This is a genomic window from Sessilibacter sp. MAH3 (assembly GCF_054658275.1).
The window spans coordinates 110005-129885 of record NZ_BAAGIE010000009.1 but is presented as its reverse complement, the minus strand read 5'-3'; the positions used below and the strand labels follow the sequence as shown (position 1 = coordinate 129885).

Genomic DNA, 19881 nt, shown 5'->3' with positions numbered 1-19881 from the left:
TTAAAACGGTGAAAACATTTAAAAGAATGCCTTGGGCATCTTCATTTAAATTAATTTTACAGTGAATAAATCAAAAATATTTACAACCTCTGATTAACGCCGTCATGAATTAATCGGAGGTTCTGTGTAGAAAAGAGTCGATAATTTGGCGGCAATTCAATCATTAACTTGCCAAAACCAATCGCTCAATGGCGCGCTTAATATTCGTTAACGCTACTAAACACCCAAATCTTCAGAGAAGTACTGTTTTTAAATCGATGATTTAAAAAACTGAGCGACTCAATTATTGAGCCGCAGCCTGGGCAGACGCAACATGCCCCATTACCGTAGAAACCTGCTCACCGGGACGTACTTTTTGATAGCCTTCGGTAATTAACATATCACCGGTCTTTAAACCTTCGGTAACCACCCAAGCAGAGCCACGGGTCGATTCGGCAACAACCTCTCGTTTTTCGACAATATTATTTTCACCAACCAACCATACTTGCAGTTTGCCATTTGGCCCACGTTGAGTTGCGCTTTGTGGCACGAGCACCGCTTGAGTATTACCCGCATTAAAGCTGGTACGCACATACATGCCTGGCAACAAATAACGTTCGGGATTAGGTACCTCAGCACGCAAGGCCACAGAGCCGGTGGTGCGATCGACGGTAACCTCTGAAAGCTTTAAAACACCTTCATGCTGGTAAACCTGGTTAGATTGCTCATCGAACAACAGCTGTACGGCGATGTTTTCAGACTGCATGAGAGAATTCAAATGAACCAAATCGGAAGTTTTACCGGTGTGCTGAATATCCACATAAATTGGATCAAGTTGCGTAATTGTCGCCAAGGCAGCCGATTGGTTTCCAGTTACCAAAGCACCTTCGGTAATGGCCGAACGGCTGATACGACCACTGATAGGCGCATACACCTTGGTGTAGCCGACATTAATCTTGGCAATATCCACTGCGGCTTTGGCAACGGCTACTTCGGCTTTGGCTTTTCTTAGATCTGCGTGTAAGTCATCGTACTCTTGCTGACTAACCGCTTTCATTTGTAATAATTCTTGAAAGCGTCTTTCGGTAACCTTAATAGATTCGTACTCAGCTTGAGCGGCTTCTAAATCGGCTTCGGCACTGTGTAGAAGGGCCGCGTATCGAGTATCGTCAATTTGATAAAGCTGCTGGCCTTTTTGTACCTCACTCCCCTCTTCGAACATGCGCCGAATGACAATACCTTCTACCTGAGGCCGAATTTCGGCTTGTCTAAACGCTGTGACCCGGCCGGGAAAAGTCTCTTTAATATCAACAGAAACTGATTTAACTTTTTGAATAGCTACTTCTTTTAGAGGAGCCTTTTTATTACCTGCATTACTTTGAGCAGATACCGTATTAATTTGATAAACACTGAGCAAGGTAGCGGCACATATAGTCGCCACCGCGACTAGAATTCTCATATTTCCTCCGAGAAATCGAAACCTTTTGTTATTGTAAAACGGGGGTTCCTACACAATATTTGTGAGAGACAAAACCATCTTTTAAATAGCTTTCTCATTAATGACAACTTTAGCGCTTAGCTAACAGAAATACTTGCCTAAAGCTTCCTAGCACTTGTCAAATCCTACACGTTTTCTTTTCTAAGCAACGGCAACTTCTTATTAACGGCTAGAAAAAGTAAATCCAAAACAGCCAAATTATTAAGCGAGATTCTTTTAGTAAAGCAGTATTGATGACAAATACGTTTTAATGCATTTAAAAACAGCAATTATTTTACGGGTTTATTTCACAATATCTCTTGAATAGACAAAAATTAAGCCAATCAAAGCCGCGGCAATACAATAGGTGCGAAGTGTGCAAAAAATATGGTTGTGAACAATCTTTCTAAAATTAACGCTAAGTTTTGTCAAATCGTACAATCCCAATGAACAACGACCTCAGCAGATTTGTACAACCACACTAAAAAACACCGGTGCCTAAAATAATTATTCCAAACATTGCCAACCGAAAGATCTCAAAATATAGGAACCCAAAAAGAACAACGCTAATAAACCAACGGCGGCTCTCTCGATCAATGTAAATATTACAGACACCAATGCCAGCTTTGGTAAAAAAGCTACGCGTTTTTTATCCTAGATTGACCTCAAAAAACGAAAAAAATTACCTTAATGTACGATAGTAACCATCCATAGATTAAAAAATGTTACACGATATGAAGCCAGCAACTTTTAGCACAGCCCTCTTTTAACACAGCCCTCTTTTAGCGCAGTCTTTTAAAGGAAAGATAATTTAGAAGTTTCGTATATTAGTGTTATTCAGAGTTAAAATTTACATACCTGAAGACGGCTAATAGACCAGAGGAAACCCTGATCGAGCTCTGGCCTTCTTTACCGGTCTACGCCTTCTTTATATAAAGCAGAAGCGTTTACCCAAAGCAGGAACGACTCGCAGATATCCATGACGATATCTAAGAGGAGGCCCATGAACAGTCTGGTAAGAATGACTTCGACAAATTTGCCAAACAGAAATCTACGAACAGAAATCTACGAACAGAAATAAAATTAGGGGCAAAAATACGATAAAAAGGATAATAAAATCTGGAAGAGTTGCAGCAACTGAGTTGTATAAAACGGGAATGAAGAATATAGCGATAAGAAATAACGTTAAGAGTGGAATTTAGATTTGAGTAATTTCTAAGCGAGAAACTAACTACTTTTTTTACGAGGAGAAATAACTACTTTTACACGGCAGAAAAATTACTATGCGCTAAGCAGAAAAGAACTTGAAGAAAAATGATATAAGCCGAGGAAAATTTTATATGTAATAAATTTCTACAGATAATATTTGTACAGATAACATTTACACAGACAGTATTTACACATAAAAAAGAAATACTGCTTTTACAATTACTCGTTTCTCATCAAAGAGAAAAAAGCGCACATGGTTTAGTATTAATAACAACTAAACGTAATTGGTAGCGGGGGCCGGATTTGAACCGACGACCTTCGGGTTATGAGCCCGACGAGCTACCAGGCTGCTCCACCCCGCATCAACGTCGTGTCTTTGAAGTGTTTTACTACCTCGCCAACAGAGGCTGCGCATTATAGGGAGGAGCATATGCAGGGTCAAGCGATTAAATGAAAAAAATTTTAAATACTTTAAATTCGCTCACCCAACAAACAAATAGCAGTTTTTTAAGTCAATTTAGCGAGTTTTCGATCGGTAGAATGCAAAAAAGCTCGTACACACAGATAAAGCACAACACCATTCAGCAAGTGCCAAATAAAATGTGTTCCCAGTGGGAAAGCATTACAGATCTGATTATCGATGGTTCGAAACGACAGCGAAACAGTAAAAACGGCGGCCGCACCAATCAACATCCAACTCGAAGGTTGATTCGTTATCTTGTGATAGATACCCAAGCCAAGCACAAAGGCCAAAGGTGCTAAGTAAGATTCTGAACCGTTAACCTCTAAGGGCAATCTACCAATCAGAGTTCCTAATACCAGGAACGATATCAACGCGATAGCCACAGTTACTAGTGAGACTTTAACAACATAGCGAAGATAACCGCCCAAAAACACCAATTGAAACAGCGTGATAGGGCCAACATCGGCCATTAGAGACCAACGATTAGCAAGTGTATGAAACGCACTACTGCCCACACCTATGGCAACCAGTAATGCCATCATGGCCAGAAGCACAATTCGTTCACCGGCTTCAAGAAAGGGAAAATTAGCACGCGCACGGGGAATTAAAACAATAAAAGCAATTATGAACGCTAGGTTGGTAACAGCATTGAAAGGTTCTGCCCAAAAACTCGCGTCCAGTCGCTCGCAATAAAAATCGATCATTCGTTCTAAATGGCCTGTTCAGTGTGGATAAAATTGGTTATCGAATCAAACCATGTACACACTCAGAATGCTAGATATTCCCATAAAAACAGGCCAAAGCAAGCTGCAAAAAACTCCAATCAATAAGATCCGAAGCAACTTGTTACGATCAAATTAACCCTAATTCAATACAATCACAGCAACGTCAATACAACCAAAACAACGTTAACACAACCAAAGCAACGCAAAATATTACGCGACCCAATTGTTACGAGTTATCAACTAAGCAATCGGCTCTTCTTCAAAATCATTGAGCGCTTCACAACGAATTCGTTCTTTAGCGCTAGCACCTAATAACTTGGCAAGCCAAGGCGGTGGATTATGGGCCATAACTTTTTGCAATCGGCCTAAAACCTCACGAGCTTCGCCGCCACTGATTTCTTTAATGGGATAAACACCGGCACGAATGACCTTTGCTGCCGCAGGTCCGCCGACAGACACAAAATAACCCACATCACAGTCGTTAATTAAATTGGCTCTAAAAAGGTTTTTATCGTCCGAAAAATCCGCCTGTAATGCAGAGCGCGCATCAATTAACTTTAATTCGGTAGCACTCATCTGATAAATTAAATAGCGAATGCAAGAACCAAAATGCCCATTAAGCTGCTCCTCACTATTAGAGGCCACCGCAACGCGAATACTGCCTTCAACCGGGCCGTTAAAGGTTTGCAGTTCAAATCGCGTTTCTTCGGCATTATCACCCCAAAGAATCCGTACAGCCTCTTTCATTTCCTCCAAGCCAATACCAATGTCTTCGCCATCTTCCTCACCATCTACGCTGGCAAAGCTGGTTTTTAAATCGGTGACAGTTACTGTTTTTAAAGTATCTTCGGTAATTTCACCGTCTAAGCGTGAAAATATAATTTCTAACAACTGGCCAACCGAAATACCCGGTAAAACTCTTGCTGCCAAAGCAATTTTTAGGGCAGCTTCGCGATCTAAATTAGGGGCAGTCATTAGATTAACTCCACAAATATAGAGAAATTTATGAAAGGAAACGCCAGATGATCCAGTGTTTCCGAAGTTGCAAAGATGTATTAACAATTTCAATAAAAAACTCTGATAATCGCAGAGTTTCTAACAACACTAAATGTGTCGTTAGTTTCAAGAACGGTAACGGATTGAAATTGTGAATTAATTAAAAACGAACGTATCGGAGAATGCTAAAGAGAAATTTGCACCAAACCAGTTGGTTTAGCATTCCACTCATCAAATGTAAACGCACTAATGCTTAACGCGTGCAGTTCGCCACTGGCTAGCTGATCGGTGAAACCCGATAATACCAACTGCTGACGTTTCATTTTACTCATACCATCAAACGTATCGCTTACAATGGTAACGTTAAAATCACAATCTGCACCACTAACTTCAATCTCTGCATCACTTACGGTTTGCAGTATTTTTTCTTCAACGGTACTGATTTCCATAACTGCAACTCTCTTAAACCAATGACGCTACAGATGCTTTTGTTAAACTACCGTCGGCAACCATGTCGCAAATAATATCGCTACCACCAATTAATTCACCATGAACAAATAATTGAGGAAACGTTGGCCAATTTGAAATCTTAGGTAAACGCTCACGAATAAAGGGTGACTTCAACACATTAACGTAAGCAAACTCGATATTGGCCGATTTTAGTGCTGCCACCGCGGCTTTAGAAAAACCGCACTCGGGCGCTTCGGGAATACCTTTCATGTACAAAATAACCGGATTAGAAGCAATTTGATTTTTAATTTTTTCTTCAGTAGTACTCAAAATATAATCCTCTCAGAAAGTGAACCGAAAAATAAAACTCCGAACCTACTATGTTTATACTGCCAACGATAAGGTTTGCTGGGCAGAGTCTATGCTCAGACCTTTATTAACGTGTTTTAGCCACTTTAAAATTTTAGGTGTAGATGCAACATCTAGAGCGGTAAACTCATCAAGCGTTGCCAATTTAGGATTAGCGCCCGCTTTTAGCAGAGTAAATACCATCGCTTCGCGGCCAGCAGAGGCCGCATAAATTAGAGCGGTGGCACCGTTATCGTTTTGGGTATCAAGATTAGCTCCGGCATCAATTAACGTTTGTAAAGTATGCTCATCATTACCATAACAAGCCAACCAAACTGCCGTATTGCCATCGTTATTCGTTGCATCCAAATCAGCGCCGCGATCAATTAACTCTATAACATATTCGGTTTTTGCATTTCGCGCTGCGTACATCAATGCCGTCTCACCATTAAAACCTTTTCGATTTAAATCGTTACACGAATAACCGTGGTCATTTAACCAGTCGCAAACGTGTTTTGGCATTTTTACTTGATGTGATTTAACCCATTCTTCATACCCGCCAATGAGGCTAAATACTTTCTGGAAACCGAAATCCATAAATAAATCTGCCATTGCTTCACTTTCTGAGCCGTCGTCACAATACAACAGAACCGACAAATGTTTATTCATGTTCTGAAGAAACATTTTTAAGTTTTCTTTGCCAAAATTTAACGCATTGGTGATATGACCACAGCGGTACGAAAGTCTGTCTCTTAAATCAAGAATAATAACATTCTCTTGTTCAATCAAAGCGTTTGCTGTCGACACGTTTATGCTAGAAAACGGATTCATGCTTCACCTCGGGTTTCGAACTTGGCAATAAACTCACTTCGCGCAAGTAATTAGAAGTTAAATGTAATTAAATAGAAGTTGTTAAGCTTGCAAATCTCTCTGTACTTTGATTGTTATTTTCTTAAAATTTAATTAATGGTTTGATTATAAAAACACAGCTCTTTAAAAATTTTAGAAACACATAAATTGATCACAACGAAAATATAAAAAACTACGAATGACCTAGAGTTTCCAGCAGCACAAGAATGTGTCGCCAACTTCAATTTCTATCCTTTGATTAAATCGTGGATGAGTTAATCAGAAGTTCCTATAAGTTATCAATCCTAAAATCGGAGCGACTCCGGTTCATCTCTCAAATGATGATATCCAGAAAAGCTAGTGATTCTGTGATCCACAATTGGCTTACCCACCGCCATTTGATAAACAAATTGTCGATCAAATCCTTTTAAACCTAAAAACTCATGAAAAGGATCATCAAAAAAACAACCGATGCCTGTTGCGGCTAAATTTCTCGCTGTAGCGGTGTAATAAATTTGCTGCGCCAAAGCACCAGCCTGCCAATACAATTGCTTGTAACCTAATCCCTGTCGGGCTTGGAGAACAGACATTAAAGGCGCCAAAAATCCAACCGTAAACGCACAATCAGAAGCAATCGCCTGCTGGCAACACATACGTGCCGCCAATTTACGGCAGTCGAGCGATTTTAATAATTGCAATGGATACTTCGTATTTAATTCCGTCCGTTCAGAATGATCCAACACATTGGTATTGAGTGGTTCATTGTCTTGGGAATTTTGTAATCTCAACAAGGTATCCGAAGAATCGCCTAAACTGTACACACCTGGTACGAGTCCCTGCACATTGTGAACCAAAAAAATAAAATCTAAATTGAATTGCGAACCGTGTTTATCGGCATTATTTAATATGGGTTGATCGTAAATTACGAGTGCATCTAAAAGAGCAATAAAATCGTCTAACGATAGCTCAGACTTATCAAAACGCTGTGCGCTGCGGCGCGATAACGCCACCTGCGAAAACGATTTATCGCTAATATTTAGGCTTGCATCAGTATTTTTAAAGAATTCTGTGGGTGAATTAAGAATTCGCGCAGACAATGAATCATCAGCATTAACTATTGAGCATTCTGTGGCCGAGCGTATTTTTTCTATAATTGGCCACTTGTAAGGGCTTCTACCGCCTAATCGATTGGGAGAACCCAAAAACAGATTCGAGTCTGTTTTCTCGTTGTTTTGATTTTTATCAAGTGACAAAAGCGCGTTTGTCCATTTTTGGATTGTAGCATTCGTGACAACGCCCGAATAAACAAACAACAAACAATCCGAAGATTCTTGTTCTTCCCGCCGAAGATTTTCTACATAATGTTCGTGGTTAAAACCTAAAAATTCCGATAACGCCTGCGGGGGTAAGTTATCGATCAAACAGCACTGCCATCCTAAATTTTTAGCTACGTAGGCAGCACAGGATATTGCGTGGCCTATGTCTAATTGAGCATATCGAAATGCACGCTCTCCGTATTTCCATGACTCACGTCCAACAATCGAACTAAAAGCAACAAAAAAGCCCGATGATTGAGTCATGGATAAATGCGAGCGTCGCTCTAGACTGTGATCTAACACTGAATAATGCCATAAACTGGCAGCATCTCGGTCTGGCTTTTCGGAATCGTCAGGAATGATTAAATGATCGGGAATAATTAGGTAGGTTTCGGTAGGATGTAAATTACCGCTGGAAGGATTTACGCGAAGACTCCAAGAATCAGGGCCGAGTTGCTTCCACGCGCTTAATCCGAACCCAAGGCGTAAAAACTCAGCAATACTTTGCTTGCTAAAAGGTTGAGATAATTCCGACCCGGAGTCCATCGCACTCGGATTCTTAAAAAAATCATTAAATGGTATTCCGGCGCTGTAGGATAGAGGTAGAAAAGTTTTTGGTGCCTTGTTGAAGGTACGAAACACGTTGGGTTGATCGTCCCAATCGAGAGTATCTGGCCCTCGGGCGTATGCTTCGAAACGATGTTTAGTTCGTTGATGGTAATCCAAAATAATATCATTAACTGATGAACATTCAGGACTTTCTGGCTTGGGTTTTTGGTTTTGTTTTTCAAAAGGCGGGGCTGTAGTTTCGACCACAATTACTCCTCTGGGCCAAAACATTCCTGATAGGCCGCACATTGTTCACAACTTGGCGCGCGACAAACATAACCACCTTCACGCTCGCACAATTGCTTATAAAAAAACTTTTTCCACTTCATGTCTTTGGTATTTTTTAAGGCCAAATCACAAAAATTATTCAGTAATAAATCACCCAGCATTGCACGGTTAGGCAAGCCTAAATCTCGCCACAAATGATCACCGCCCATACAGGCAGCAGCAACAATTTCGGCCATCCATGCCACACTTGCGTCAATTACAGTCGCATCAAGCAGCAATAAATCTTTAATTTCTTGCCATTCATCCAAACGCATTTCTAATAAGGATTGCCTTAAATCGTCGTCTTCAGCTTGTGTTGCAAATAAATCGTTATAGATCTGATGATCTTCAGATCGTTTACCTAAAAATAAATACAACGCATTTTTAAATTGTGTCTGATGTTTAGGAGACAAGCCTAGGTTATGAGGTAAACAGGTGAGCCCCTGGCGTTGTGAACGAACAATTTCTAGAAAGATTCGGCAATTAAAAAAATGCAGCTGGTTGGAGTTATTTTCTTTAGAAACAGATTGATCGGCTCTATATCGATTCTGCTCATTGCCACTCAAGGTTTGCGCACTATCATGACTGAAATATTCAGTGGTAGATCCTAAAAAATCTTTTATTTTTTCACTAAGAATCAGTTTGTGTACAAGATTATTCATAATCAACCCATTTCAATAGCGCTAAACAGACTATAGGAACCTGTGATTAACTCATCCATATTTAATCAGAGGTTCCTATACCTTCACGCAGGTTTCAACATCGTCATTAGGTTTTACTAATTGCTCGGCCAGAGCTTTATCAACCTTCAAAAGATCGGCTAACATTGGCCAATCGAAACCCACCGTTTTAAAATCATCGATACTAATCAATGGACGCCGAATCAATACCGGATCAAGACACATAGCATCAAGTAACTGATCTTCCGTCATGGAATCAGGAGTCATATCTCCCTGTTTTATCGCGGGCGCAGTCTTATTGTACCATTGTGACTTTGGCGTATTGATAAAATACGAAATGAGCGTTTCTTTGCGCCAAGGATAGGTTAATAAATTTTCTTCTTGAAATTCTATACCCGCCTGTTGCAAAATTTTTCTCTGCCTACGATTGTTAATACAAGTCAGCTTGCCGTAGAAAATAACCTTAGATCTGCTCAATTTTTCAATCCACTGTAACAACAAATTTTCAATCCACTGTAACAACAAAATGCCAGTCTTAAGAATATAGGAAACTCTGATTAACCTGAGTTTCTCGCGACACAAGGATGTGTCGCCAATTTCAAGAACGGTAAGTGATTGAAATTGTGAAGAAATTGGAAATCGTATTTTCAATTTCTGTCCTCTGATTAAATCATGGATGAGTTAATCAGAGGTTCCTATAGTTTTCTATCTTGCCTGAATTTCTCGCAGAGCTTCTTCCATTTTTTCAGGAGGAATACCGGTTAGTGAACCCATTGGATTGATGGCATTACCCTGCGCATCCAATATGGTTTCTTCAATTGGGCAAATACTAGAACACTGCGGATCAGCGTAATCGCCCTCACACTCGGTGCATTTTTTGGGATCAATAACAAAATGTTTAACGTCAGCAGAAAGATAAATCGCATCGTTTGGGCAAACCGCAGAACAGGCATGACAACTTACACAGGAATCAACAATGGATAATGACATTTCAGCATCTCCGATTTTATTCAGCATTTAACCTTGATAGTAATAGTAGAAAATGACGACCATCAAAAAATACCGGTACCAAGGTTTATTAACGTATCTTATAGGAACTTCTGAATAACTCGTTCTCGATTTAATCAGAGGACAGAAATTCAAAATGCGATTTCCAATTTCTTCACAATTTCAATCACTTACCGTTCTTGAAATTGGCAACACTTCCTTGTGTCGCGAGAAACTCTAGGTTAATCAGAGTTTCCTATATAAAAAGCACTCTCGATAATCGAGAGTGCTTATATCAATCAGGCAGTGGCGAGACTTTCCTCTTCAACTTCTTCCAAAGCACCAGATTCAATCATCTCTTGATAAACAGCCATTACCGCGTCGTCAATTGGCTCCATGGCGTGTTCGCCATTGGGTTGAATTCCGGCTTCTTCCAAAAGACCCCAGGGTTCAAAACCAATTTTAGAGCAGAGTACGGCCTCACAACCTTGCAATGCCCGAATACTTCCGGCCAATGCACTTTCTTTTTCGCCACAACTGTCGCCACCAATACAATATTGATCGACCTTGCGGTGGCTAATAAAGCGAACACCGTCTTGAGATGCTTCATAAATTAAAAATTCGGTAGCGTGACCAAAATGTTGATTAATTACACCTTGGCCACTGGTTGCAACTGCCATAAGCACGGGTCGATATTTTTTACTGCTTATGACCGGCGTTGCGGCTGCGGCTAAACGGGCTTTTTTCGCTTGTTTCTCTGCGAGTTCTTCTTCAATACCTTGATGAACAGCCGCACGTACTTTCATGGCTTTACCGTAGTCGATATCCATTTTAGCGATTTTATCTAACGTGAATTCTTCACCGCGATCTTCGCCTAAAAGACCCACAGCGTCGGCACGACATTGACGGCAGTGACGCATCATGTTCATATCACCCGAACATTGATCTTGCAAATCTTGTAATTCTTCGGGGGTTGGTCCGCGTTGACCCATCACACCATAAAAAGTACCGTGCTCGGCTTCGGCAATTAATGGCATTACGTTATGTAAAAATGCACCTTTCGATTTAACGATACGGCTCACTTCTTTTAAATGCTGATCATTAACACCCGGAATCATCACCGAATTTACTTTCACTAAAATGCCCCGAGCGGCAAGCATTTCAAGACCTTTTTGCTGTTGCTCGATCAGAATTTTTGCACCTTTAATTCCGTGAATACGGCGATTATTCCAATAAATCCATGGATAAATTTTGGCACCAATTTCTGGATCGACGGTATTAATAGTGATAGTAACGTGGTCTATGTTGGTTTTTGCTAGCTCTTCAACACTCTCGGGCAACGCTAAACCATTGGTAGAAACACACAATTTAATGTCTGGCGTCTCTTGGGTAAGCATGCGGAATGTTTTAAAAGTGCGTTCTGGATTTGCTAATGGGTCGCCAGGTCCGGCAATACCTAACACGGTCATCTGCGGAATATTCGCCGCAACGGCCTTTGTCTTCATCACGGCTTCTTCTGGCGACAGTAATTCTGAAACAACACCGGGACGAGACTCGTTGGCGCAATCGTATTTACGATTACAGTAGTGACATTGAATATTACAGGCCGGAGCCACCGCAACGTGCATGCGCGCAAAATAATGATGCGCTTCTTCTGAATAACAAGGATGATTATAGACTTTCTGGCGAATATCCTCGGGCAGATGAGACATTTGATCGTCTGTACTACCGCAAGAGCCCGAAGAACAACCCCCCTCCTCACTTGCAGATACTGCTTCATTTATCACGCTAAGATCCATAATGAACTCCTTAACCTGCCATATCACAAAATTGGTTTTAGGAAGTGGATCGTCGGTTTTGGTGTTAACCTTGTCATTTGACAAAATTAATTGCGATTCACCGAGCAACAAATGCTTAAACAGTTAAACAATAAAATCTCTGCATTCTCAGCCAAAAATATTTTCAACAAAAAACACTTAGATACATTATTTTAAATTGTTAGAGCACATTTTATTTACCGACGAACTACCTCTGTTTGTAGTCATTGGTTAAATGCAACCTCTGTGCCGCGATAAATAAAAGTTTACAAGCTTGTTTTATAAGGGTTTTTTAAATAATTGTCGGTTTAACGACACAAACATCAACAAACTGAAACAACAAAAATGTCTAATTAACAACAGAAAAAAGATTAAAATAACAAGAGTTTTGTAAGGCAATTGTTTGATAAAAAGCAAACAATCACAATATTATAAAAATAAGAATCACTCACACGACTTGCAGCAGCTAAAAAGAAACTCAGATTAATCCTGATTTTTCGGCAACCTAAGAATTTGTCGCCGGTTTCAAAAACAGCGCATCAAGGAATTCAAAAACAGCACATCAAGAAAATTGTATCGAAAATAGCAATCACAGGATCAATTACTGTCCTCTGATTAAATCAGGCAAGAGTTAATCAGAGGTTGATACCTATAAAAAAACACGAGTTTCGTTTTAAACCACTTTTTACAACAACAGCTAGCTCTTAACTTTAAATTTTCCGCATATTAATTTTTAACGTTTGAATACGATAAGCAATTTGTCGTGGTGTCATTCCTAACAGTCTTGCGGCCCTGGCCTGTACCCAGCCCGCTTGTTCGAGCGCAGCGGTAACGCGTTCACGCTCATCAAGATTTTGATCGTTTAAATCTACATCGGATACCACCGGTCTTGCCGGTTCAAATTTGGGCTGTTCATTGGTTGTCATAGAAATAACATCCAAATCAATACTGCCATCCTCACACATAACCGCCGCACGTTCTAAGCAGTTTTCAAGCTCGCGAACATTGCCCGGCCAATTGTGCGACATGAGTGTTCGAATTGCTCCGTCGGTAATTCTTAAAGGACGACCTTGTTGTTTACCGATTTTATCCACCAAGAACTCCGATAATTCTGGAATATCTTCGACCCGTTCCCGAAGCGGCGGCAAATTAATAGGCATTACGTTGAGGCGATAATAAAGGTCTTCCCTAAACTTGCCTTCTTCAATATCGCTTTCTAAATTTCTGTTAGTTGCGGCAACAATACGAACATTAACTTTAATGGTTTGGTTGCCACCAACTCGTTCTAACTCGCTCTCTTGTAAAACCCGCAACAACTTCGCTTGGAACATTGGAGAAATTTCACCAATTTCGTCTAAGAATAAAGTTCCGCCGTCGGCTTGTTCAAAACGACCTTGCCGTTGCTTTATGGCACCGGTAAAAGCGCCTTTTTCGTGACCAAATAATTCAGATTCTAAAAGGTTTTCAGGCAACGCAGCACAATTGAGTTTTACAAAAGGTTTGTTACTACGAGGTGAATTGTAATGAATAGAACTGGCGATTAGCTCCTTTCCGGTACCCGACTCGCCGCGGATCAGTACGGTACTGTCCCATTTACCCACGCGTTTAATTTGCTCGAAAATTTTTCGCATCGAATCGGAGCTACCAACAACCATTTTATCAAAACTGAATTTGACGCGATTTTTGCGTTGCTGATCGCCATGATCTATGGTTTGAATGGATGAAACATTACTGGAGGATGAACCAGCGCGAAGATTGTGAGAGAAAAGATTCGCTGAGAAGTTTAACAATCGCGTTAAATCCGACAGCCATTCCTGCGCGGGAAAATCCGGTTGAACGGCAATAACACCTTGTACAACACCTTCTGCGGTTTTAATAGGAACACCAATAAAAGGCAAATCATAATCGTACAAATCGAGTTTATGCAAAAAATCGGGTGCGCTTGCAACACGCCCTAAAACAATACTTTCGCCACTGGATAATATCTTACCTAAAATACCTTCACCCGCTTTGTAACGAACACTGTGGGCCTGTTTTTTCACTAATGGATCATCAATATTTATTGCATTAATACGCAGCTCTTTTTGTTCGTTATCGGCAAGAGCAATAATTCCGTTGGCCAGACCAACTTCCTGATCTAATAATCGCAGCGCTTCCAGATGGGTTTTATCCAATTCCAAAGACTTGCACAAAATTCGAGATAATTGATAGGCCACCTCAAATTCTTTTTCGAGCAATTTTTGCCGATTTTCAAACATCGGCGATCGATCTTGCGGATTAAATGCATTCATCATACGACCTCCGAAGGGAAATTATTGTTCTTGCGCAGTAATAGGTAGATGCACAGTAACTTTGCATCCGGGAAAATCGTCTTCACCTTCAGTTGTGTCGTTATTTGCGGGCCCAATTGACACTAAGCCTGCGTGTTCATTCACAATTTCTTGAACCATACTTAAACCCATTCCGCGATTACCATTAACTGCACGTTTTGTTGTAAAAAATGGCTCAAACACTTTTAGCGATAAATCATTGCTAATTCCCGATCCAGTATCAACAACTTCGAGTACCACAAAATCGTTTTCTAAATAACTACTGATTGTTAAATCACGCACCGACGCTCGGCTCATTTCAATCGATTCGATAGCGTTATCAACCAGCTGCTTTATCATTGTTCGCAGGCGATTCTCACCACCAATAATTCCCGGAAGATGGGGCTCGGGATGCCAAAAGAATTCAACACCCGCGGCACTCATTTTTTCTGCACAAATAGAAATAACTTCTCGGGTAACTTGATTAATATTGACGGAATTAGTTGATGTGTTTTGCCAGACCGGGGCTTGATTAGTGAGAATATCCAGCGCCTTTTTACCTTCATTTAACGCAGCTCTTACAGCATCAAGAACCGGGTCGTCGGCACGATTATCTTTATTGGCTCTTTTTTCCAGTAAAGATACCGCAGCGGCAATCATGTTGACCGGTTTTTCAAGTTGATGGATTGCACCGTGGTAGGTCTCGGTCATTGATCGGATAAATTCTTCTTCTGCAACCAACTCTTTTAAAGTATGCAGCCGTAGCTGATCTTGACGCCGCCTTAACCCGGTAATTTCATTTAATACAAACAGCGTGTACGTGTAGGTGGCGCGATCAAAGAAATAATCGATAGAGTCATCATTAACGGTTATTGGGGTCGCGAAACAGGTAAAAGACCGAGTGCCAAAACCGCTCATATCAAAAGACAATTCGGTTCCATTTACCTGAACACCGCCGCCTTTTTGCAAAGAAAATCCTTCAATTTGTGCGTTTAACGCATTAATAACTTCTTCAATGGGCTCTTTACCCATATCCGACGCAAGCGCCTTATAGCTTAAATTATCGAGTAGAACCTTACCCTGCTGATCCAACACAACGGTTGGAGATGGACTGGAATTAACAACCGCTTCAATTAACGACTTATTATTGGTGACTTGGCTTTGTAAGCGATGCATGTCGGTAACATCGCGATGCATACCTAAATAATTGGTAACTCTTCCGGTCTCATCCATAACCGGAGCAACGGTCAGCTCGGCCAAATATCGAGTATTGTCTTTTTTCCGATTTACCAAAACACCTACCCAAGGTTTTTTCTGAAATAACCTTCCCCATAGGGTTTCGTATACCAGAGGCGGAGTCGTGTGATTAGAAAGAATCGATTCGTTCTTACCTACCACCTCTTCGGTGTCGTAAGCTGTGACTTGACTGAATGCTTTATTAACATAAAGGATATTAGCGTGCAGGTCTGTAATGGAAATAGCGACCGGGCAACTTTCGACAGCCTTATAAAAAATTTCGTTAGAAAGAACCGTTTCGCCGCGATCGCCCGATGGCCGATTTCGACCAATGGTTGGCGATTTAGAATCAATGGTTGACGGAATGTTAAAGGGTGAACTAGAACTCTTATTCATAAGGCGCCACTACTCCAAGGTTTATCACCGAATACTGTCCGGTTTGTCACAGATTGAAGTTGTTTACAACTTCTCGTTATCTCTCATGCAACGTCAGAAAAACACAGTGTAAAAATAAATTTTGGTAAGCATTGGCGTTTAGCTATATTTTAAATCCAACGCATTTATTTTTATATTTTTGTAAATAAAAACTCAAACTAAGAGCTTCATTAAAAATAATAATATCGTTCAAACAAAAATCGAAATGAAGAAAATTTAAGATAAAAACGTATAAACCATCTAAAATAATTTGGACTTATAATTTTTTAATTTATGAAATTAATATAAATGTTTCCTGTTTCAACATTTATTTGTTTTGCACCAACATAGAAAGTTGAACCGTGCGATTTAGCCTTTAACGTGCGTCAAAAACAAGCATTTTCAGCTGACAAACTTCTCAATACTCAGTAGCAACAAATACGCTAACATTATAAGTTATTGTTTTTAATGGAATTGATTCATTCCTCACGGAGCTTTGTCGTATTAGTAACAATGCGATTAAAATGCCATAAAAATAATTTGTCTGAAAACCTACAGCGAATTTGATTTAAAACAAATCAAAACCTCTCCATCTGCCTTTTTACCCATAAACACATTCAAAACCGCATGGTTGATCCAGCTTTTTTCCGTGGCATACAAAATGCAATTTGCGTTATTAACTGGAGGAATGCAACGTGGATATATTTTTTATTATCGTCGGTACGGTTTTAGTTAACAACGTTGTCCTTGTTCAATTTCTTGGATTATGTCCTTTTATGGGCGTATCCAATAATATTTCGACCGCTACCGGAATGGGTTTGGCAACGACATTTGTACTAACTCTATCGGCAATGTGTGGTTGGTTAATCGAACATTTAATTTTGCAGCCTCTAGAGTTACAGTTTTTAAGAACACTTAGCTTTATTTTAATTGTCGCTGCGGTTGTGCAATTTACCGAACTCTATTTAAAGAAAACCAGCCAAGCGCTCTACCAGAGTCTAGGAGTATTTCTGCCACTAATTACCACCAATTGCGCAGTCCTTGGTGTATCGCTGCTCACGGTTCGGGAACAATTTAGTTTTTTTGAAAGCATGATTTATGGCTTTGGCGCAGCGATTGGTTTTTCTATGGTTATGATAATTTTCGCCGGACTACGCCAGCGTCTAGCTCTGGCCGAAGTGCCACAAGTATTTGAGGGTGCTCCGGTGGGTTTAATAACAGCAGGATTACTGTCGATGATATTTATGGGGTTTGTCGGCCTAGTTTAATACCCGGGGCTGGAGTTCAATCGGGAGAAAAATCATTTTAGAGAACTCTAACCACGCCAAACTCTTTTGAATGGTCGGCAAAGCATCAAAAATTTTCGTTAATTTATTTATCCGATAAATTCCGTTTTTACATTGGAGCTTTATTACATGATCGCAGCCATTGGTGTTTTAACTGTAATGGGTTTATCTCTGGGCTTAGGTTTAGGTTATGCGGGACGTGTATTTCGCGTAGAAGGTGATCCTCTGGTAGAAGAAATTGTAGCCATGATGCCAGGCACACAATGCGGTCAATGTGGTTTTGCGGGCTGTACTCCGGCGGCAGAGGCTATTGCCTCGGGTAATGCCCCTGTAACCTGCTGTCCTCCTGGTGGAAAAACGCTGGCTGAAACAATCGCACAAAAACTCGGTATCGATGTAAATCTTGATGACCTCAGTGACGAGATATTTTTCGCTCAAATTAATCGCGAATTGTGTACCGGCTGTATGCGCTGCTCAAAGGTATGCCCCACTGACGCCATTGTCGGTGCCAACAAACAAATTCATGTAGTTTTCAGCGAGGCCTGTACAGGTTGTAAAGCTTGTCAAAAAGCCTGCCCAGAAGATTGCATTGAAATGAAGCCTGAATTGGTAACCATTGATAACTGGCAATGGCCACAACCGCAAAAAGTGGCGTAATTTTTTAATTATAGGAACCTCTGATTAACTCATCCTTGATTTAATCAGAGGGCAGAAATTGAAAATATGATTTCCAATTTCTTCACAATTTCAATTACTTACAGTTCTTGAAATTGGCGACACATCCTTGTGTCGCGAAAAACTCTAGGTTAATCAGAGTTTCCTATATTTTTTGTAATTGAATTTTGGGCGAGACTATTTTTAGGGTCATCTGATTAATTCGTCCCTATGTTACTGGAAACTCCAGGTTAATCAGAATTTCCTTTAACTAAAAATGCAAACCTCTGATTGGTAACAATAAGTTTTTCAGAGTGATCTCAGGTATTTCGATAATTTCCAGGAGTGTTTTATGTGGTTTTCTCCATTTAGAGGCGGTGTTCATCCCGACGGCTTTAAAGAGATGTCATCGCAATTACCCATAAAAACACTGCCACTTCCCAAAGAATTGAGAATAGCTTTACGTCAACACGCAGGCAGCGATGCAATACCAATTGTAAAAGTGGGCGATTACGTTTTAAAAGGCCAATTAATCGCGAAAAATGGTCCTGGCTTATCCGCCCCTATACACGCACCAACATCTGGAATTGTCAGCAATATTATGCCGGTAGTTGCAGCTCACCCTTCGGGTTTAGAGAGCACTGCAATTGTCATTGCTGTCGATGGAAAAGATCAGGCCATACCAAACACATCTAACCTTGATCCATTTACTCTGGATAAAAAATTATTATCCGATCGAATTGATCAAGCAGGAATAGTCGGCATGGGTGGCGCATCGTTTCCCTCGGCAATCAAATTAATTTCGGCTACAAAAACTCACATAGAAACTTTAATTATTAATGGCGGTGAATGCGAACCCTATTTAACCGCAGACGATCGATTAATGCGCGAACGCGCCGATGACATTGTGTTAGGTGCGCGTTTGATACGCTACATCATCGATGCCGACCGTGCCGTTATTGCCATTGAAGACAATAAGACGCAAGCCATCGACGCTATGCGCAAAGCAACTAACAACGTCGAAAATGTTGATGTGGTCGTAGTGCCAACACGGTACCCAATGGGCTCTGCCAAACAGATGATACAAGCCGTTATTGGCAAAGAAGTACCTGCGGGTGGGCGCAGTTCCGACGTGGGCGTATTAATGCACAACGTTGCAACCACCTACGCAATTGCACGCGCACTCACCCAAGGTGAACCGTTAATATCTCGTATTGTTACGGTCTCAGGAGGTGCGATAAAACAGCCTCAAAATGTCGAGGCATTAATTGGCACACCACTTTCACACTTCGTAGAACACTGTGGTGGCGTTTTAACAGAGCCCGACCGAATTATTTTAGGCGGCCCCATGATGGGCCACATTATGCCAAATCTAAATGTACCTTTAAATAAAGGTTCCGGCGGCGTTTTAGCATTAACACGCAAAGAAATATCCGATGAAGGATCGTCGCCCTGTATTCGTTGCGGCCGATGCGTTGATGCCTGCCCAATGGGTTTAGTACCTCTCGAAATGGCCAATCACAGTAAACATCAAGATTTTGATGGTGCAAAAGAATACGGATTAAAGGACTGTATATTGTGCGGATCTTGCGCTTATGTGTGCCCTTCACACATTCCACTGGTGCATTATTTTCAGTACGCCAAAGGTGAGCTGAGTAAACAACAAGTTGAAAATCGTCGCGCCGATTTTACCCGCGAGCTGGCCGACTCTAAACGTGAACGAAAAGAAAAAGAAGCCCAGGCAAAAGCTGCGGCCAAAGCTGCCAAACAAGCTAAATCCAAAAAACCTTTGAAAGCAGAGGCTGAATAA

General features: G+C 40.8%; 16 protein-coding genes and 1 tRNA gene. 3 read left to right on the top strand and 14 right to left on the bottom strand.

The window, feature by feature from the left end; genetic code table 11:
* Positions 1-283: 283 nt before the first annotated feature.
* The 14 genes from ACYQ2C_RS07745 to nifL all read right to left on the bottom strand — a co-directional run bounded on the left by ACYQ2C_RS07745 (position 284) and on the right by nifL (position 16113).
* Positions 284-1438 (bottom strand): efflux RND transporter periplasmic adaptor subunit, encoded by a 1155-nt coding sequence (locus ACYQ2C_RS07745; RefSeq protein ID WP_460101182.1) that lies wholly within the window; start codon positions 1436-1438, stop codon positions 284-286.
* A 1512-nt stretch (positions 1439-2950) separates the two neighbouring features.
* Positions 2951-3027: transfer RNA gene (locus ACYQ2C_RS07740), tRNA-Met, on the bottom strand.
* A 145-nt stretch (positions 3028-3172) separates the two neighbouring features.
* The gene (locus ACYQ2C_RS07735) at positions 3173-3832 is read right to left on the bottom strand and encodes a ceramidase domain-containing protein (RefSeq protein ID WP_460049668.1); all 660 of its coding nucleotides are present in this window, start codon (positions 3830-3832) and stop codon (positions 3173-3175) included.
* A 261-nt stretch (positions 3833-4093) separates the two neighbouring features.
* Positions 4094-4828 (bottom strand): dinitrogenase iron-molybdenum cofactor biosynthesis protein, encoded by a 735-nt coding sequence (locus tag ACYQ2C_RS07730; RefSeq protein WP_460049669.1) that lies wholly within the window; start codon positions 4826-4828, stop codon positions 4094-4096.
* Between the two features lie 206 nt (positions 4829-5034).
* Positions 5035-5298 carry a BolA family protein gene (locus ACYQ2C_RS07725; protein ID WP_460049670.1) on the bottom strand — a complete coding sequence of 88 codons (264 nt, stop codon included), beginning with the start codon at positions 5296-5298 and terminating at the stop codon, positions 5035-5037.
* A 13-nt stretch (positions 5299-5311) separates the two neighbouring features.
* Positions 5312-5629 (bottom strand): Grx4 family monothiol glutaredoxin, encoded by a 318-nt coding sequence (grxD, locus tag ACYQ2C_RS07720; protein WP_460049671.1) that lies wholly within the window; start codon positions 5627-5629, stop codon positions 5312-5314.
* 54 nt (positions 5630-5683) lie between these two features.
* On the bottom strand, positions 5684-6478 hold the full coding sequence (locus ACYQ2C_RS07715; RefSeq protein WP_460101187.1) for an ankyrin repeat domain-containing protein: 795 nt from the start codon (positions 6476-6478) through the stop codon (positions 5684-5686).
* A gap of 323 nt (positions 6479-6801) precedes the next feature.
* On the bottom strand, positions 6802-8628 hold the full coding sequence (locus ACYQ2C_RS07710; protein WP_460101190.1) for a SagB/ThcOx family dehydrogenase: 1827 nt from the start codon (positions 8626-8628) through the stop codon (positions 6802-6804).
* Between the two features lie 2 nt (positions 8629-8630).
* Complete coding sequence (locus ACYQ2C_RS07705; RefSeq protein WP_460101192.1) at positions 8631-9350, bottom strand: nitrogen fixation protein NifQ; 720 nt, start codon at positions 9348-9350, stop codon at positions 8631-8633.
* 75 nt (positions 9351-9425) lie between these two features.
* Positions 9426-9845 carry an ArsC/Spx/MgsR family protein gene (locus tag ACYQ2C_RS07700; protein ID WP_460101194.1) on the bottom strand — a complete coding sequence of 140 codons (420 nt, stop codon included), beginning with the start codon at positions 9843-9845 and terminating at the stop codon, positions 9426-9428.
* Between the two features lie 228 nt (positions 9846-10073).
* Positions 10074-10358, bottom strand: coding sequence for a 4Fe-4S dicluster domain-containing protein (locus tag ACYQ2C_RS07695; protein ID WP_460049676.1), 285 nt, complete (start codon positions 10356-10358; stop codon positions 10074-10076).
* 296 nt (positions 10359-10654) lie between these two features.
* Complete coding sequence (nifB, locus tag ACYQ2C_RS07690; RefSeq protein ID WP_460049677.1) at positions 10655-12154, bottom strand: nitrogenase cofactor biosynthesis protein NifB; 1500 nt, start codon at positions 12152-12154, stop codon at positions 10655-10657.
* Between the two features lie 728 nt (positions 12155-12882).
* Entirely contained in the window at positions 12883-14466 is a 1584-nt protein-coding gene (gene nifA, locus ACYQ2C_RS07685) for a nif-specific transcriptional activator NifA (protein WP_460049678.1), read from the bottom strand.
* Between the two features lie 18 nt (positions 14467-14484).
* Complete coding sequence (gene nifL, locus ACYQ2C_RS07680) at positions 14485-16113, bottom strand: nitrogen fixation negative regulator NifL (protein ID WP_460101199.1); 1629 nt, start codon at positions 16111-16113, stop codon at positions 14485-14487.
* 713 nt (positions 16114-16826) lie between these two features.
* Between nifL and rsxA the strand changes: the two genes are divergently transcribed.
* The 3 genes from rsxA (at position 16827) to rsxC (ending at position 19881) form a co-directional block, all read left to right on the top strand.
* Positions 16827-17399 (top strand): electron transport complex subunit RsxA, encoded by a 573-nt coding sequence (rsxA, locus tag ACYQ2C_RS07675; RefSeq protein WP_460049680.1) that lies wholly within the window; start codon positions 16827-16829, stop codon positions 17397-17399.
* Between the two features lie 147 nt (positions 17400-17546).
* Positions 17547-18074 carry an RnfABCDGE type electron transport complex subunit B gene (locus ACYQ2C_RS07670; protein WP_460049681.1) on the top strand — a complete coding sequence of 176 codons (528 nt, stop codon included), beginning with the start codon at positions 17547-17549 and terminating at the stop codon, positions 18072-18074.
* Positions 18075-18423: 349 nt separating this feature from the next.
* On the top strand, positions 18424-19881 hold the full coding sequence (rsxC, locus tag ACYQ2C_RS07665; protein WP_460101204.1) for an electron transport complex subunit RsxC: 1458 nt from the start codon (positions 18424-18426) through the stop codon (positions 19879-19881).